Origin of the sequence: Blautia sp. AM29-29 (assembly GCF_003480555.1) — a bacterium.
Lineage (GTDB): Bacteria > Bacillota > Clostridia > Lachnospirales > Lachnospiraceae > Fusicatenibacter > Fusicatenibacter saccharivorans.
Window position 1 is genome coordinate 133,854 of the sequence record NZ_QUJD01000010.1, and the last position, 15,025, is coordinate 148,878.

At 49.8% G+C, this 15,025-nt stretch carries 16 protein-coding genes and 2 tRNA genes; 16 read left to right on the forward strand and 2 right to left on the reverse strand.

The window, feature by feature from the left end; genetic code table 11:
• Nucleotides 1-48: 48 nt before the first annotated feature.
• Together DW769_RS09275 and DW769_RS09280 are read right to left on the reverse strand one after the other, a co-directional pair.
• Nucleotides 49-134: transfer RNA gene (locus DW769_RS09275), tRNA-Leu, on the reverse strand.
• A gap of 3 nt (nt 135-137) precedes the next feature.
• Nucleotides 138-219 (reverse strand) — tRNA-Tyr (locus DW769_RS09280).
• 180 nt (nt 220-399) lie between these two features.
• On the opposite strand from DW769_RS09280, the gene DW769_RS09285 reads away from it, so the two are divergent.
• The 16 genes from DW769_RS09285 to guaA all read left to right on the forward strand — a co-directional run bounded on the left by DW769_RS09285 (nt 400) and on the right by guaA (nt 14,866).
• Nucleotides 400-1,209: an FAD binding domain-containing protein gene (locus DW769_RS09285; RefSeq protein ID WP_022462113.1), complete on the forward strand. Its 810-nt coding sequence runs from the start codon at nt 400-402 to the stop codon at nt 1,207-1,209.
• A complete protein-coding gene (locus DW769_RS09290) occupies nt 1,209-1,679 on the forward strand; it encodes a (2Fe-2S)-binding protein (RefSeq protein WP_118750293.1) in 471 nt (156 codons plus the stop codon). The genes DW769_RS09285 and DW769_RS09290 overlap by 1 nt, the downstream gene beginning before the upstream one ends.
• Nucleotides 1,676-4,015: a xanthine dehydrogenase family protein molybdopterin-binding subunit gene (locus DW769_RS09295; RefSeq protein ID WP_118750294.1), complete on the forward strand. Its 2,340-nt coding sequence runs from the start codon at nt 1,676-1,678 to the stop codon at nt 4,013-4,015. Before DW769_RS09290 ends, DW769_RS09295 begins: the two co-directional genes overlap by 4 nt.
• Nucleotides 4,006-4,593, forward strand: a complete 588-nt coding sequence (locus DW769_RS09300) for a nucleotidyltransferase family protein (protein WP_118750295.1) — start codon at nt 4,006-4,008, stop codon at nt 4,591-4,593. Before DW769_RS09295 ends, DW769_RS09300 begins: the two co-directional genes overlap by 10 nt.
• 127 nt (nt 4,594-4,720) lie before the next feature.
• Nucleotides 4,721-5,302 carry a xanthine phosphoribosyltransferase gene (locus tag DW769_RS09305; protein WP_055218716.1) on the forward strand — a complete coding sequence of 194 codons (582 nt, stop codon included), beginning with the start codon at nt 4,721-4,723 and terminating at the stop codon, nt 5,300-5,302.
• 12 nt (nt 5,303-5,314) lie between these two features.
• Nucleotides 5,315-5,566: a hypothetical protein gene (locus DW769_RS09310; RefSeq protein WP_022462118.1), complete on the forward strand. Its 252-nt coding sequence runs from the start codon at nt 5,315-5,317 to the stop codon at nt 5,564-5,566.
• On the forward strand, nt 5,567-5,971 hold the full coding sequence (locus DW769_RS09315; RefSeq protein WP_118750296.1) for a sensor histidine kinase: 405 nt from the start codon (nt 5,567-5,569) through the stop codon (nt 5,969-5,971).
• A gap of 141 nt (nt 5,972-6,112) precedes the next feature.
• A complete protein-coding gene (locus DW769_RS09320; RefSeq protein ID WP_118750303.1) occupies nt 6,113-7,210 on the forward strand; it encodes a glycoside hydrolase family 172 protein in 1,098 nt (365 codons plus the stop codon).
• A 277-nt stretch (nt 7,211-7,487) separates the two neighbouring features.
• Nucleotides 7,488-8,261: a polyphosphate polymerase domain-containing protein gene (locus DW769_RS09325; protein ID WP_118640004.1), complete on the forward strand. Its 774-nt coding sequence runs from the start codon at nt 7,488-7,490 to the stop codon at nt 8,259-8,261.
• Between the two features lie 287 nt (nt 8,262-8,548).
• Nucleotides 8,549-8,782, forward strand: coding sequence for a hypothetical protein (locus tag DW769_RS17420; protein WP_330420985.1), 234 nt, complete (start codon nt 8,549-8,551; stop codon nt 8,780-8,782).
• A complete protein-coding gene (locus tag DW769_RS17425) occupies nt 8,754-9,002 on the forward strand; it encodes a hypothetical protein (protein ID WP_330410107.1) in 249 nt (82 codons plus the stop codon). Before DW769_RS17420 ends, DW769_RS17425 begins: the two co-directional genes overlap by 29 nt.
• On the forward strand, nt 9,002-11,032 hold the full coding sequence (locus DW769_RS09335; RefSeq protein WP_118750297.1) for a carbohydrate-binding domain-containing protein: 2,031 nt from the start codon (nt 9,002-9,004) through the stop codon (nt 11,030-11,032). Before DW769_RS17425 ends, DW769_RS09335 begins: the two co-directional genes overlap by 1 nt.
• 150 nt (nt 11,033-11,182) lie before the next feature.
• Nucleotides 11,183-11,683, forward strand: coding sequence for a GreA/GreB family elongation factor (locus tag DW769_RS09340; protein ID WP_022462124.1), 501 nt, complete (start codon nt 11,183-11,185; stop codon nt 11,681-11,683).
• Between the two features lie 28 nt (nt 11,684-11,711).
• Nucleotides 11,712-12,191, forward strand: coding sequence for an S-ribosylhomocysteine lyase (locus tag DW769_RS09345; RefSeq protein ID WP_022462125.1), 480 nt, complete (start codon nt 11,712-11,714; stop codon nt 12,189-12,191).
• Between the two features lie 90 nt (nt 12,192-12,281).
• Nucleotides 12,282-13,160, forward strand: a complete 879-nt coding sequence (locus tag DW769_RS09350; protein ID WP_118750298.1) for an aldose 1-epimerase family protein — start codon at nt 12,282-12,284, stop codon at nt 13,158-13,160.
• A 161-nt stretch (nt 13,161-13,321) separates the two neighbouring features.
• Nucleotides 13,322-14,866 (forward strand): glutamine-hydrolyzing GMP synthase, encoded by a 1,545-nt coding sequence (gene guaA, locus DW769_RS09355; protein WP_055218727.1) that lies wholly within the window; start codon nt 13,322-13,324, stop codon nt 14,864-14,866.
• The last annotated feature ends 159 nt before the right edge of the window (nt 14,867-15,025 follow it).

Below are 15,025 nucleotides of genomic sequence, written 5' to 3' on the forward strand. Positions count from 1 at the left end.
AGAAATGGAAAAAGAGCTCCGATTCGTATGAATCAGAGCTCTTAATCGTGCCGCAAACCGGGATCGAACCGGTACGGGTATCACTACCCACGGGATTTTAAGTCCCGGGCGTCTGCCAGTTCCGCCACTGCGGCATATGGACGGAGATGGATTCGAACCATCGAAGCAATTTGCAGCAGATTTACAGTCTGTCCCCTTTGGCCACTCGGGAATCCGTCCATGTATTTTGTTTTGTGCCAGAATGACTTCCGACATTGAATGATTATACTGGATGTGGAGGGAAAATGCAAGGGTTTTTTTGAAAAAAATAGAAAAAAGTTGAAAGGGGGGAGCAGGTCGGGTATAATATCAAATATATGGGCTTCTATATTGAGTAAAAATGGAGGATATAGGGTAAGTATGATTAAGATTAAGGATTATGTCCGGGTGGGGTCGCTGGAGGAGGCGTATGAGCTGAATCAGAAGAGAAGCGCCTGTATCCTGGGTGGGATGCTCTGGACGAAGATGGGGCAGAGGCAGGTGCAGACGGCGATTGATTTGTCCGGGCTGGGACTGGATCAGATTGAAGAGTCCGAGGAGGAGTTTTCGATTGGATGTATGGTGACGCTGCGGCAGATGGAGGAGCATGAGGGGCTGAATGCTTATACCGACGGTGCGGCACGGGAGAGTGTGCGGAGTATTGTCGGGGTGCAGTTCCGGAATCTGGCTACGGTGGGAGGCAGTATTTTCGGCAGATTTGGATTTTCGGATGTGCTGACGCTGTTTCTGGCGCTGGATACGGAGGTGGAGCTGGTTCATGCGGGACGGATGCCGCTGGCGGAGTTTGCCTGTTCAAAGAGAGACAGGGATGTGCTGGTAAGGCTGATTGTGAAGAAGCATGAGGGTGTTACGGTTTATCAGAGTCATCGAAATTCCAGAACGGATTTCCCGGTGCTGACGTGTGCGGTGCGGGTGGAAGACGGAAAAGGATGTGCGGTGCTTGGGGCAAGACCGGCGAAGGCGGCACGTGTAGAGCTTCCGGCGGAGCTGGCGGAAAAGCTGGCGGCTGGAAAGGCATCTGCGGAGGAGCTGAAGGCGGCGGCTTCAGAGATTTCTGATCAGTTTACGTATGGCAGTAATATGCGCGGAAGTGCAGAGTATCGTCATCATCTGGGACGGGTGCTGCTGCGCAGATGTATGGAAGAAATTCAGAAGAAGGAGGAGCAGTGATGAAGATTTCGATGATCTTAAATGGAAAGAAGACGGAAGCGGAAATTGATGCAGACATGCTCCTGATCGATTTTGTGAGAAGCCAGGGATGCTACAGTGTGAAGCGCGGCTGTGAGACGTCGAACTGCGGGCTGTGTACGGTTTTTCTGGAGGGAAAACCGGTGCTGTCGTGTTCGGTGCTTGCGGCGCGGGCGAATGGATGTAAGGTGGATACGCTGGAAGGCCTGCAGGAGGAAGCAGAAGAATTTGGTTCCTTTATTGCCGGACAGGGCGCCGAGCAGTGCGGGTTCTGCAATCCGGGGATGATTATGAATGCGATTGCGCTGTTCCGGGAAAATCCGGATCCGAGTGAGGAAGAAATTGAAGAATATCTGGCGGGAAATCTCTGCCGCTGTTCCGGATATGAAGGACAGCTTCGGGGAATTTTGAATTTCCTTGCCTGGAAAAAGCAGCAGGGAGGTGCGTCATGAGCAGAGAAAATCATATCTATGAACCGGACTGGTCGGGAAGAACCGATCAGCTCTGCAGTGTGAATAAGCCGGTGATCAAAAAGGATGCCCTCGCGCTGGTAACCGGAAAGCCGGTTTATGTAGATGATCTGGCGCCGAAGGATTGTCTGATTGTCAAGGTACTGCGGAGCCCGCATGCCAATGCAATCGTAAAATCCGTGAAAAAGACGGCAGCAGAGCGTGTTCCGGGTATTGAGGCGATTTATACCTGGGAGGATGTGCCGAAACAGCGTTTTACAATGGCAGGACAGACCTATCCGGAACCAAGCCCGTATGACCGTCTGATCCTCGATCAGCATGTGCGCTACGTGGGAGATCCGGTGGCGATTATCGCCGGAAAAGATGAAAAATGCGTGGACCGTGCGCGGAAGCTCCTGAAAGTAGAGTACGAAGTGCTTCCGGCCATTCTGGATTTTCATCAGTCCAAGGATAATGAACTGCTGGTGCATCCGGAGGAAAGCTGGAAATCGCTCTGTCCGGTCGGTGCGGACAATCAGAGAAATCTCTGTGCAAGTGCGGAAGATCACAACGGAGATGTGGAAGCCGTGCTCGCAGAGTGCGATGAGGTCGTAGAGCATACGTATCATGTACGCGCAGCCCAGCAGGCGATGATGGAGACGTTCCGGACATACTGCTTTATGGATACCTACGGACGGCTGAATGTGCTGAGCTCGACCCAGATCGTTTACCATGCGCGCCGCATTCTGTCCAATGCACTCGGCATTCCGAAATCGAAGATCCGTGTTTCCAAGCCGAGAATCGGCGGCGGATTCGGAGCGAAGCAGACGGTGGTTGCCGAAATTTTCCCGGCGTTTGTAACCTGGAAAACCGGAAAACCGTCGAAAATGATCTTTACGAGAGAAGAGTCCCAGACAGCATCCACACCGCGCCATGAGATGGAAGTAACGATCCGCCTCGGTGCGATGAAGGATGGAAGAATCCGTGCGATCGATCTGTATACACTTTCCAACACGGGTGCATACGGCGAGCATGGACCGACAACGGTCGGCCTTTCCGGCCACAAATCGATTCCGATGTATGGATCTCTTGAGGCTTACCGGTTTGCGTATGATGTTGTGTATTCCAACGTAATGTCAGCCGGTGCTTACCGCGGATACGGTGCGACGCAGGGTATCTTTGCCGTAGAATCTGCTGTCAGTGAGATGGCAGCGCGTCTTGGCATCGATCCGATCCGGATCCGGGAGCAGAATATGGTCCGTGAGGGACAGTTCATGCCGGCTTACTATGGCGAAACGGCAAACAGCTGTGCGCTTGACCAGTGCGTGGAGCGTGCGAAAGAGATGATCGGCTGGGATGAGAAATATCCGTGCCGTGATATGGGAGATGGAAAGGTGCGCAGCGTCGGCATTGCGATGGCGATGCAGGGCTCCTGTATTTCCAATCTCGATGTCGGATCGGCAACGATCAAAGTCAACGACGACGGCGGCTATACGATGCTGATCGCAGCGGCCGATATGGGAACCGGCTGCGATACGATTCTGTCCCAGATGGCGGCAGAGTGTCTGGAGTGTGATGTGGATGACATTACCGTTGTCGGCGCAGATACCGATACGTCCCCGTATGACTCCGGTTCCTATGCATCGAGTACGACGTATATTACCGGAAAAGCGGTGGAAAAAGCCTGCATGACGCTTCGGAAGCGAATCTGTGCCCTGGCGGCAGAGCGGATGAACGTGCCGGAAGATGAGACAGAATTTACCGGTACCGGCGTCGTGCATGAAAAGAGTGGAAGCAGCATGACGATGGAAGAAATCGCAACAGCGGCCATGTGCAATAACGGCATCGCGCTGGAAGCGACGGAAAGCAACTGCTCTCCGGTATCGCCGCCGCCTTATATGGCTGGTGCGGTCGAGATCGAGCTGGATAAAGAGACCGGCGAGGTCAGGATTCTCGATTATGCCGCCGTTGTCGACTGCGGAACCGTCATCAACCCGAACCTTGCGCGCGTACAGGTCGAGGGCGGTCTGGTGCAGGGCATCGGCATGACGCTGTTTGAAAATATCCAGTACACGGACAAGGGTCAGATGATCAATAATTCGTTTATGCAGTATAAAGTGCCGACCCGCCTCGATATGGGCAGGCTGCGCGTCGAGTTTCGGAGCAGCTACGAGCCGACCGGTCCGTTCGGTGCAAAATCGATCGGCGAGATCGTCATCAACACACCGGCTCCGGCGCTGGCACATGCAATCTACAATGCGACGGGTCTGTGGTTCCGCGAACTGCCGATCACGAGCGAGCAGATTGCAATGGGAATTGCGGAAAAAGAATGCGAGTAACGATACTTTATCTGGCAGCCGGGAACAGCAGACGGTTCGGGGAAAATAAGCTGCTCTATCCGCTGGATGGAAAGGCGGTGTACCGCCATCTGTTGGACCGGCTGGCCCAAATTGCCGGAAGGCATGAGAACTGGGAACTGCTGGTTGTGACGCAGTATGAAAGGATTCTGGAGGAGCTTGCGCCGCTGGTAAAAGCCGGGCGTCTGCAGACGGTGTTTTCGCCGGACAGCGAAAAAGGAATTTCCTATACAATCCGCGCGGGAATCGAGGCGGCGGAGAAGCAAAATGCCGATGCCTGTGCGTGTTTTGCGGCGGATCAGCCGTACCTGAAGGAAGAGACGGCGGAGCGCTTTCTGGAATCCATGGAGATGCAGAAGGCTCCACTTGGCTGCGTTTTCTGCGGCGGCGAGAGCGGCAATCCGGCGTGGTTCTCAAAACCTTATTTTTCAGAACTAAAAGAACTTTCCGGCGACCGCGGCGGAAAAAAGGTGCTGAAACGGCACTGGGAATCGGTAATTCCGTTCCGGGTCGAAGCCGCGTGGGAATTAAAGGATCTGGACCGGAAAGAGGATCTCTGATGCAGAGACACCGGCGGCTGCCATGAATAAAATTTGAGACAGTGCGAAATTTGATGGATTTGGACTTGCATTTCCAGTGAGAAGTAAGTACAATGGGTATAATAAAAATTCGGGAGGCTTCAAAAAAATGCAGTTATTGGAAGACAGAATCCGCAAAGACGGAAAAGTACGCGAGGGAAATGTCCTGAAGGTGGACAGCTTTTTAAATCATCAGATGGACGTCAATCTGTTCCGGGAAATCGGAAAAGAGTTTCAGCGCCGTTTTGCGGGAGAGGAGATCACGAAAATCCTGACCATCGAGGCATCTGGAATCGGAATTGCCTGTGTTGTGGCTGAAATTTTTAATGTTCCGGTTGTGTTTGCAAAGAAAACACAGACCAAAAATATCGCCGGAGATGTTTATACCACAAAAGTAGAATCTTTCACCCATGGAAGAGTTTATGATATCATTGTTTCCAAAGAATTTCTGGGAAAAGGAGACAAAGTTCTCCTGATCGATGATTTCCTGGCAAACGGAAAAGCGCTGGAAGGACTGGCAACCCTGGTACAGGATTCCGGTGCAGAGCTCGTAGGAGCAGGCGTTGTCATCGAAAAAGGGTTCCAGATCGGAGGAAAACTGTTGCGTGACCGCGGCATTCATCTGGAATCTCTTGCCATCGTCGATGGTATGGATGATAAAACCGGGGAAATTACCTTCCGGAAACAGTAAGGAGGCGTCAAAATGGCAAATCTGATTGCAAGAATTGCCGTTCTTCTGGTTCTGGCGGCCGCAGGAATGGTGCTGGCCGACAGAAAAGAAAAAATTGATCTCAGTGTGTCACTGCTGCTGTTTCTGGCGGCAGTCAATGTGACCTCTTTTTTCAGCCTGAAAGATAACAGGATTGTAGTTGTCATGATTCTGACGGTATATTTTCTGTTGTACGCAGGCGCAAAAGAGCTGCTGCGGAGACGGGCAGAGAAAAAAAGAAAATGAATGCAAACCGAACATCCGGGCAGGATCGCGCTGCAGAGCGATATTGCAGAAGAACTCCATATGGAAGGGGATGCCGCAAGAATCCACCAGCTCGTCTCCCTTCTTGTGGATAACGCCGTCAAATACACACCGGAGGGTGGAAAAATCCACATTTTCTGGCGAAAAAACGGCAAAAAAGCAGAATTTTCGGTGCAGAATACCTGCGATACCCTGCCGGAAGGTGATCTCAACCGCCTCTTTGACCGCTTCTACCGTGCGGATGCGTCACGGGCCAGGGAAAGCGGCGGCTATGGAATCGGCCTTTCCGTGGCAGCTGCAATTGTAAAGGCACATAAGGGAAAAATCACCGCAGAGCGGACACGAGATGGCATCTGTTTTAAAGCAGTCTTTCCGGCAAAAGGATGAAAGAAACACAATTCCGGAAAAATGGAAAAAATGACAGCAGAGCAGGAGAGGAAGACACACAAAAAAGCAGAAATCGAAAGCTTTCAAGAGAGAAAAAACAAAACAAAAGAAAACAAAAGAAAACAAAAGGAGGAATATATGATGTTTGATTGTGGTTTACAGAATATTTTCCGGCTGAAAAACGGACAGTCCCGTTCCATCAACTGGGAAAACCGGAACGGAGAAAAAGGAAAAGGCGGCATGGCATCCAGCGATCTTGGTCCGTCCAGAAAAGGTTCCCCGTGCATCCCGAAAATAGAAGCAGGAGAGACCGTAACACTTGGTGAGATCCAGGGAGAAGGCATCATTCAGCACATCTGGATCACCGTCACAGACCGTACCAGTGAACGCAACCGTTATGTTCTGCGGGATCTTGTTCTGCGCATGTACTGGGACGATGAAGAATTCCCATCCGTTGAATGCCCGCTTGGCGATTTCTTCTGCTGCGGCTTCGGTGTTTCCTATCAGGTAAATTCCGTCCCGATTGCTGTCAATCCGACCCGTGGTTTCAACAGCTATTTCCCGATGCCGTTCCGTAAAAACGCCCGTATTACCATTGAAAATCAGTGTGATGAGCCGATTCCGGCCTTCTTTTATCAGATCGACTATTGCCTGACAACGGTTCCGGAAGATGCTGCCTATTTCCATGCCCAGTGGCGTCGTCAGCGTATCACGGAAAAGGCAAAAGACTACGTTGTCCTCGACAACATCAAAGGGAAAGGCCAGTACGTTGGAACTTATCTTGCACTGACCAGCCTCGAACGCTACTGGTACGGAGAAGGTGAGATGAAATTCTACATCGATGGAGACAAGGATTATCCAACCATCTGCGGAACCGGAACAGAAGATTATTTCGGCGGTGCCTGGAGCTTTGCAACACAGCAAAATGGCCAAACCGTCGAAAATCAGTACTGTACTCCGTATCTTGGCTATCCTTACTACTCTACCCACGATACCTTCCTTCATAATGATTACCACAATGATGATCAGATGCCACAGCGCAGCTTCTACCGCTGGCACCTTCTTGATCCTATCCTTTTTGAGAAGGATCTTAAGGTAACCCTTCAGCAGATTGGCGTCAGTCATGGAGGTCTTTTTGAACGTCAGGATGATGTCGCTACCACAGCTTACTGGTACCAGACGCATCCTCATGTACCATTCGCGCCACTCATGTCCAGAAAAGAGCGCTGGCCAAGATGATTTTTGACGCTTTTCCTATTTTATATGTTTCATGACTTTGCATATCGGCTACAAGAGTCCGTTCCGAACAAATCCGCTTCCAACGAATTTGTCCGGAAACGGCTCTTTCTTTTTTTATATGGTATTCAAAAAGCGATCCGGATTACAGAGGTCCGTCTTTTCACAAACCTTTCACATTTTCCGTCCATTCTTTAAGGTTCCTTTAAAGTTTCCTCATTATACTTAAAAATGTAAAAAACATTTCCGGAAGTAAATCAAACGAAAGGATCAATCGATTATGATGCAAAGCCAACAGATTCCCATGACCTTCCAACGGTATGAAACAAAATACATGCTTTCCCCGATCATGGCTCGCAAGCTTCGCAAGAGCCTTCCGGGTCATCTGCAGATGGATGAATACGGCCTTGATACCATCTGCAGCCTCTATTACGATACCCCGGATCACCAGCTCATCCGCCGTTCGCTGGAAAAACCCGTCTACAAAGAAAAACTGCGACTCCGCAGTTATGGTCCGGCCAAAGAGACCAGCCCCATCTACGTAGAACTAAAGAAAAAATATGAAGGAATCGTCTACAAACGCCGCGAGCGCATGATATTATCAGAAGCGGTTCCCTATCTTGCGGGAAAATCAGAACCGGGCTTTGACAGCCAGATTCTTCACGAAATCACCTGGTTTCGTAACTACTACCGGGGGCTTGCTCCCGCTATGTACATCGCCTACGACCGTATCGCCTGCTTCGGCACGGAAGACAGGAACTTTCGTGTCACCTTCGACACTAATATCCGATGGCGTACCGACAATCTGTGTCTTGACGGTCCAACGGAAGGAACCAGACTTTTAGAACCAGGCTGGTATCTCATGGAGGTGAAAACACCAGGTGCTGTGCCCCTATGGTTCAGCAAAATTCTGGATGATCTTGCAATCTATCCGGCATCATTTTCTAAATACGGCTTTGCCTATCAGATCGAAAATCAGAAAGCATCAGAAGAAAAAGCTTTCATACCATTCACAGATATCCGGCAAACCGTATCAAAAACAGCATTCCGTTAGCTGAATCAGGTAAGTCCTCTGCGGCCATTGCGAAAAGCAAGAAGCAGTGGGTGGACTTACAGCTTGCGAAAAGCCTTTTTCAAACATAATCTGCTTCACAAAAAAAGAAAATGTAACTATTCAGAGCCATGCAAAATAGAAGAAAAATCGCGAATCATGCTTGCATGAATGAGCGGTTTTTCTGGAACTTCATATGGCGAGAAGCAACATCGCGATGTAGCGTAAGCGGAATCGAGATGGGGCTCTGAATAGACAAGAAAATAAAAAAATTCTGGGAGGAATTTGCTATGCTTAACACAATATTCAGTTCCGTTTTTACAGAAACAATCGCCGCCTTCACCTTTGGTCAGTTCCTTGCCTGCACAGCAGTGTCTCTGATTCTGGGACTGTTGATCGCTGCTGTTTACAGGTACAAAAGTGAATGCACCAAAAGCTTTGCTGTCACGCTTGTTCTGATGCCTGTGATCGTACAGATGGTGATCATGCTCGTCAATGGAAATCTTGGAACCGGAGTCCCTTGATTATACCAGTGTTTTTGACGATATCTTTGCCAGGTATCTGACCCGTTGCGAGCTTGTACAGGTAAAAACCACGAATATGGGAAGTCTTTTCAAGCTGGAGTATCGCATCGTATTCCGCGAGGAAGGCGAAGAGAAAAACATGATTGACCAGCTCCGCTGCAGAAACGGAAACCTTGAAATCCTGTGCAGTCGTGCACAGACCGGAAGGGAGGAATTATAATGAATCGAAACAGAAATAAAAACAGAAAAAAAGAGACCGGCGCGGTCGTCAGTCTGTTTCTTGTATCATCGCTGGCCTTCGGCGGATGCGGCACAGCAGTGACATCTTCCAGCTCTGTAAATGCCGAATCTGCCCGTACAGAGTCAACCGGCGAAACATCTGCCGACAACGCGGCGGCCACATCAGAGAGCATAGCTTCGGAAAATGCAATAGAAAGTGCCTCCGACATTGATTTCGATCTGGAACTGACCGAATCCACCATCGATACCGAATTCACAGACCGTGAGAAGAGCGGAAGCTATAAAGCATCAGAAGCCGTAAAAATTACACTTAATAAGACGACAGCTACCGTCTCCGGCAGCGGAGCCAAAGCAGACGGCAGCACAATTACCATTACGGAAGAAGGCGTTTACATCGTAAGCGGAACACTTGAGGATGGCCAGATTATCGTAGACGCATCCGATTTCGACAAGGTTCAGATCGTACTCGATGGAGTCCATATCAACTGTGAGACGAATGCTGCCATCTACGTTCGCGAAGCGGACAAAGTTTTCATCACGCTTGCTGAAAACAGCAGCAACACGCTTGGCGGTGGAAACGAGTACACTCAGATTGACGACAACACGGTAGACGGCGTTATCTTCTCCAAATCAGATCTTGTCTGCAACGGGACAGGAAGTCTGACCATCGAGGCAGACTACAAGCACGGGATTGTATCCAAAGATGACCTTGTGATTACCGGCGGAACCTACAAAATCGCCGCTGCAGACAACGGGATCACAGCCAAAGATCAGATTAAAATTCTGGATGGAAGCTTTGATATTGATGCTGCAAACAGTGCGGTCAAAGCGAAGAATACGGATGACACAGAGCTTGGAAATATCTATATTGCCGGTGGAATTTTTACGATCGAGGCGGAACAGGACGGCTTCCATGCAACCGGCAGCATTGTTGTCGATGACGGAACCATCACCGTAAACTCCGGTGATGACGGTTTCCATGCGGATCTCGACACCGTCATTCATGGCGGAACGATCCTTGTTGAAAAAAGCTACGAAGGACTGGAAGGAAAACGCGTTGTGGTCAATGGTGGTGACATTACCATAAACGCCAGCGACGATGGCATCAATGCCGCAAATTCCGGCGACGATGGCACCAACGCCATAAATCCTGGCGCCAATGCGGCCGGTTCCGGTGACGATGACAGCAATGCCGCAAGCTCAAACAACGATAGCAGTGCTGCCGTAAACTCCGGTGATGATAGCAGCATATCCGGTGCGGCAGACGGAAAGGAACCTCCGCAAATGCCGCCTGATACAGAAAACGGCAGCGATATGCAGCCATCGCAGGACTTCGATCCGGAGAACGCTCCGTCTGGCGGAAATGCGCCGCAGAACTTCGATCCGGGGAATGCTCCTTCTGACGGCGATGCTCCACAGATGATGCAGGGAGGCCCCGGCGGCGGAGGCAACTCTGAGCTTTACATTAAAATTACCGGCGGAACCCTGACTGTATCCGCCGATGGTGATGGTCTTGATTCCAACGGCGGTCTTCTCGTGACCGGCGGAACTACGATCGTGTACGGGCCGACCAGCGATGGTGACAGTGCCCTCGATTACGACGGAAGTGCAATTGTGACCGGCGGAACCTTAGCTGCTATCGGCAGTGCCGGCATGACGGAAAGCTTCGACGAAGCTTCCACCCAGCCCGTTATCACCTATTACAGTACGGAAACCCAGTCCGCTGACACTACCATCACACTGACAGACAGCGATGGAAGTGCCCTCTTCACGGTTACACCTGAAAAAGCCTACGCCAGCATCGTTTTGACCTGCCCCGAAATGAAACTGGACGCAACGTATACTCTGACTGCCGGTACCGACAACGAAGAGATCACCCTCACGGACATCATCACCACCGCCGGAACCCGGTCTGTTAAAACGATGAGCGATCCCAAAGGTGGAAAAATGCCAAATAACAGCGACAACAAAGGAACTCCGCCTTCAAAACCAAGCGACACGGCTGAGTGAACCGTTATAGTTCATTCAGCACCGGAACATTTGCTGTTCCGGTGCGTAAGAAAGTGATTCTACTCATGATTCTACCGTGGCTGTCTTCCTACTTCCAATTTGCCGTATTCTGTGCTAAAATAACCTCACAAGAAAAGAGGTAGAAAAATCATGTATGATAAACTGACCGAAAACGATATTAAAAAAATGCAGGAAGAAATCGACTACCGCAAACTGGTTGTCCGTCCAAAAGAACTCGAGGCTGTAAAAGAAGCCCGTGCCCAGGGCGATCTCAGCGAAAACTTTGAATACAAAGCTGCCAAACAGGACAAAAACCGCAACGAAAGCCGCATCCGCTATCTGGAAAAAATGATCAAAACCGCTCACGTTATTTCAGATACCTCAAAGGACGACGAAGTCGGCATCAACAATACCGTCCAGGTTTACATCGAAGAAGATGATGAGACAGAAACCTACAAACTTGTCACCACCGTTCGTGGTAATTCTCTCAAAGGATACGTCAGTATCGACTCGCCATTAGGAAAAGCCATTCTTGGTCATAAAGTCGGCGACCGCGTCACTGTAAAAGTAAGCGATGCCTATAGTTATGATCTCATCATCAAATCCATCGAAAACACTGCGGATACCGATGATGAACTCCGCAGCTATTAAAGGACAGAAAGAAAGGAAAATACCAGTCATGGAAAAAATTGCAAGCTTTACGATCGACCATATCAAACTTAAACCAGGCATTTACGTTTCAAGAAAAGATCATGTGGGTGACAGCGTTATCACAACCTTTGACCTGCGCATGACATCTCCAAACGATGAGCCTGTTATGAATACTGCTGAAGTCCACACCATTGAGCATCTTGGCGCAACGTTCCTTCGCAATCACGAAGAATGGAAAGATAAAACTGTATATTTTGGTCCAATGGGCTGCCGTACAGGATTTTACCTGCTGCTGGCCGGTGATTACAGCTCGAAAGATATCGTTTCACTCGTAATAGAAATGTATGAATTTATCCGCGATTTCAAGGGCGAAGTCCCGGGTGCATCTCCGAAAGACTGCGGAAACTATCTGGATATGAATCTGTCCATGGCAAACTACCTTGGCAAAAAATACCTGGATGAGGTTTTGTACGGAATTGATGAATCCCGTCTCGTCTATCCGGAATAAATTCTAAAAATGGTAACTATTCAGCGCCATGCAATTTCGCATGGCTCTGAATAGTTACAAAAAATGAAAGAAAACAGGGGGAAACAGAGTATGAGAACCATGGAAAACGAAAAACTGCGTGTGCAGATCAGCGATCACGGTGCAGAACTTTGCAGTATCTACGATAAAGCGGCTGACCGTGAGGCAGTCTGGATCGGCGATCCGGCCTTCTGGAACCGCCACGCACCGGTCCTGTTCCCGTTCGTCGGAAAAGTAAACGGCGGCTTCTACACCCATAAAGGAGTCAAATATCCGATGGGCCAGCACGGTTTCGCCCGCGACAACGAATTCGAGTGCATCGAAAACACCGAAAACAAAACAGTACACCGCCTGGTATCGACCGAAGAAACAAAAAAAGTCTACCCGTTCGATTTTGCCTTCACCGTAACCCAGGAACTCTCCGGCAGAACCCTGACCATAACCTGGAACGTAGAAAACACCGGTGATGATGACATGTACTTCTCCGTCGGCGGACATCCTGCATTCATGATTCCGGAACAGTATGACATCGTCTTCAACAAAGGCCTGGAAAACCACACCGAGACCGAACTCGAATACGTCCTGATCGACCCGGAAACAGCAGGCGTCGATGTAGCACATCCGAGAAAACTGAAACTTCAGGACGGCAGAATCCCGTACACCAGAACCCTTTTCGACGAGGACGCCCTGATCTTCGACAACACCCAGGTCGAGCGCGTCGGCGTAGAAGTGGATGGAAAACCGTACGTCACTCTCACCTGCAAAGGCTTCCCGAGCGTCGGCGTATGGTCCAAGCCAAAAGCAGATGCCCCGTTCGTGTGCCTCGAGCCATGGATCGGCCGTTGCGACAACGTCGGCTTTGACGGCGAATTAAAAGACAAATACGGCGAACAGCACCTGAAAGCCGGTGAAACTTTCCAGGCAGGCTACACCATCACCATCGGAGAATAAGGACCCGAAAAAAAAGAAAAACCTCCGAAGTACAGCGAAAAGAACACGATTCCTGTACTTCGGGGGTTGAAATTTTACGGTTTCTTTACTATAATTAGCATCAAACCCAAAAAACGCATGTAGTTCATCATGCACAGAAGAAAAAACAGGAGGGAACGTTCTTGAAAAGAGAAACGGTTATCGTACTTGATTTTGGCGGTCAGTACAATCAGTTAATTGCAAGACGTGTACGTGAGTGCAACGTTTACTGTGAGATTTATTCTTACAAAACAGACATCGAAAAGATCAAAGAAATTCAGCCGAAAGGTATTATCTTCACCGGCGGCCCGAACAGCGCATATCTGCCGGATTCCCCGACTTATACAAAAGAAATTTTTGAACTTGGAATCCCGATCCTCGGCATCTGCTACGGATCACAGCTGATGATGCATCTGCTCGGCGGAAAAGTAGAAGTAGCACCGGTCAGAGAATATGGAAAAATTGAGGTAACTGTAGATACCAGTTCCGCACTGTTTGAGAACGTATCCGAAAAAACCATCTGCTGGATGAGCCACAACGACTACATCTCCAAAGCAGCTCCGGGATTCGAAATCATCGCCCATACGGATGACTGTCCGGTAGCAGCCGTTGCAAACGTAGAGAAAAACCTCTATGCAACCCAGTTTCATCCAGAAGTTCTGCACACCAAAGAAGGAAAGAAAATGCTTTCCAACTTTGTATACAATGTCTGCCGCTGCGCCGGCGACTGGCACATGGACTCCTTCGTAGAAGAATCCATCAAAGCTATCCGCGAAAAAGTAGGCGACGGAAAAGTCCTCTGCGCACTGTCCGGCGGAGTCGATTCCTCCGTAGCAGCTGTTATGCTTTCCAAAGCAGTCGGAAACCAGCTGACCTGCGTATTCGTAGATCACGGCCTGCTGCGTAAAAACGAGGGCGATGAAGTAGAAGCAGTTTTCGGACCGGACGGCCCATACGACCTGAATTTCATCCGCGTTAACGCACAGGAGCGTTTCTATGCAAAATTAAAAGGCGTAGAAGAGCCGGAGAGAAAACGTAAAATCATCGGCGAAGAGTTCATCCGCGTCTTCGAAGAAGAAGCAAAGAAAATTGGTGCTGTAGACTTCCTGGTACAGGGAACCATCTACCCAGACGTTGTAGAGAGCGGCGTCGGCGGAGAATCCACCGTCATCAAATCCCATCATAACGTCGGAGGACTGCCGGACTACGTAGATTTCAAAGAAATCATCGAGCCGCTGCGCAACCTCTTCAAAGACGAAGTAAGAAAAGCCGGCCTTGAGCTCGGCATCCCGGAATACCTTGTATTCCGTCAGCCATTCCCGGGCCCGGGACTTGGCATCCGTATCATCGGCGAAGTAACCGCCGAGAAAGTCAAAATGGTACAGGACGCCGACGCGATCTGGCGCGAAGAAATCGACAAAGCCGGAATCGCTCACGAAATCGGCCAGTACTTCGCAGCCCTGACCAACATGCGCTCCGTCGGAGTCATGGGAGATGAAAGAACCTACGATTACGCCATCGCCCTCCGCGCCGTCACCACCACCGATTTCATGACCGCCGAAAGCGCCGAAATCCCGTGGGATGTCATCGGAAGAACAACCAGTCGAATCGTAAACGAAGTCAAACACATCAACCGCGTCATGTACGATTGCACCGGAAAACCACCGGCAACGATCGAGTTTGAATAACGGACAGAAATGCCGAAAGCCTGTATTTATGCGGGTTTCCGGCATTTATTTTATCGAATGGCTCTGGTTTGGCTCTATTTGTGAGAGCAATAATGGCAAGAAAATAGTAAACGGTAGAATACGAGCACCTTGACAAATAGCAGACCGCTTTTGCGGTCT

Bases quoted from the DNA above. Each gene is read 5' to 3' on its own strand.
- DW769_RS09285 (WP_022462113.1), top strand. From the start codon at position 400: ATGATTAAGATTAAGGATTATGTCCGGGTGGGGTCGCTGGAGGAGGCG.
- DW769_RS09290 (WP_118750293.1), top strand. From the start codon at position 1,209: ATGAAGATTTCGATGATCTTAAATGGAAAGAAGACGGAAGCGGAAATT.
- DW769_RS09295 (WP_118750294.1), top strand. From the start codon at position 1,676: ATGAGCAGAGAAAATCATATCTATGAACCGGACTGGTCGGGAAGAACC.
- DW769_RS09300 (WP_118750295.1), top strand. From the start codon at position 4,006: ATGCGAGTAACGATACTTTATCTGGCAGCCGGGAACAGCAGACGGTTC.
- DW769_RS09305 (WP_055218716.1), top strand. From the start codon at position 4,721: ATGCAGTTATTGGAAGACAGAATCCGCAAAGACGGAAAAGTACGCGAG.
- DW769_RS09310 (WP_022462118.1), top strand. From the start codon at position 5,315: ATGGCAAATCTGATTGCAAGAATTGCCGTTCTTCTGGTTCTGGCGGCC.
- DW769_RS09315 (WP_118750296.1), top strand. From the start codon at position 5,567: ATGCAAACCGAACATCCGGGCAGGATCGCGCTGCAGAGCGATATTGCA.
- DW769_RS09320 (WP_118750303.1), top strand. From the start codon at position 6,113: ATGTTTGATTGTGGTTTACAGAATATTTTCCGGCTGAAAAACGGACAG.
- DW769_RS09325 (WP_118640004.1), top strand. From the start codon at position 7,488: ATGATGCAAAGCCAACAGATTCCCATGACCTTCCAACGGTATGAAACA.
- DW769_RS17420 (WP_330420985.1), top strand. From the start codon at position 8,549: ATGCTTAACACAATATTCAGTTCCGTTTTTACAGAAACAATCGCCGCC.
- DW769_RS17425 (WP_330410107.1), top strand. From the start codon at position 8,754: ATGGAAATCTTGGAACCGGAGTCCCTTGATTATACCAGTGTTTTTGAC.
- DW769_RS09335 (WP_118750297.1), top strand. From the start codon at position 9,002: ATGAATCGAAACAGAAATAAAAACAGAAAAAAAGAGACCGGCGCGGTC.
- DW769_RS09340 (WP_022462124.1), top strand. From the start codon at position 11,183: ATGTATGATAAACTGACCGAAAACGATATTAAAAAAATGCAGGAAGAA.
- DW769_RS09345 (WP_022462125.1), top strand. From the start codon at position 11,712: ATGGAAAAAATTGCAAGCTTTACGATCGACCATATCAAACTTAAACCA.
- DW769_RS09350 (WP_118750298.1), top strand. From the start codon at position 12,282: ATGAGAACCATGGAAAACGAAAAACTGCGTGTGCAGATCAGCGATCAC.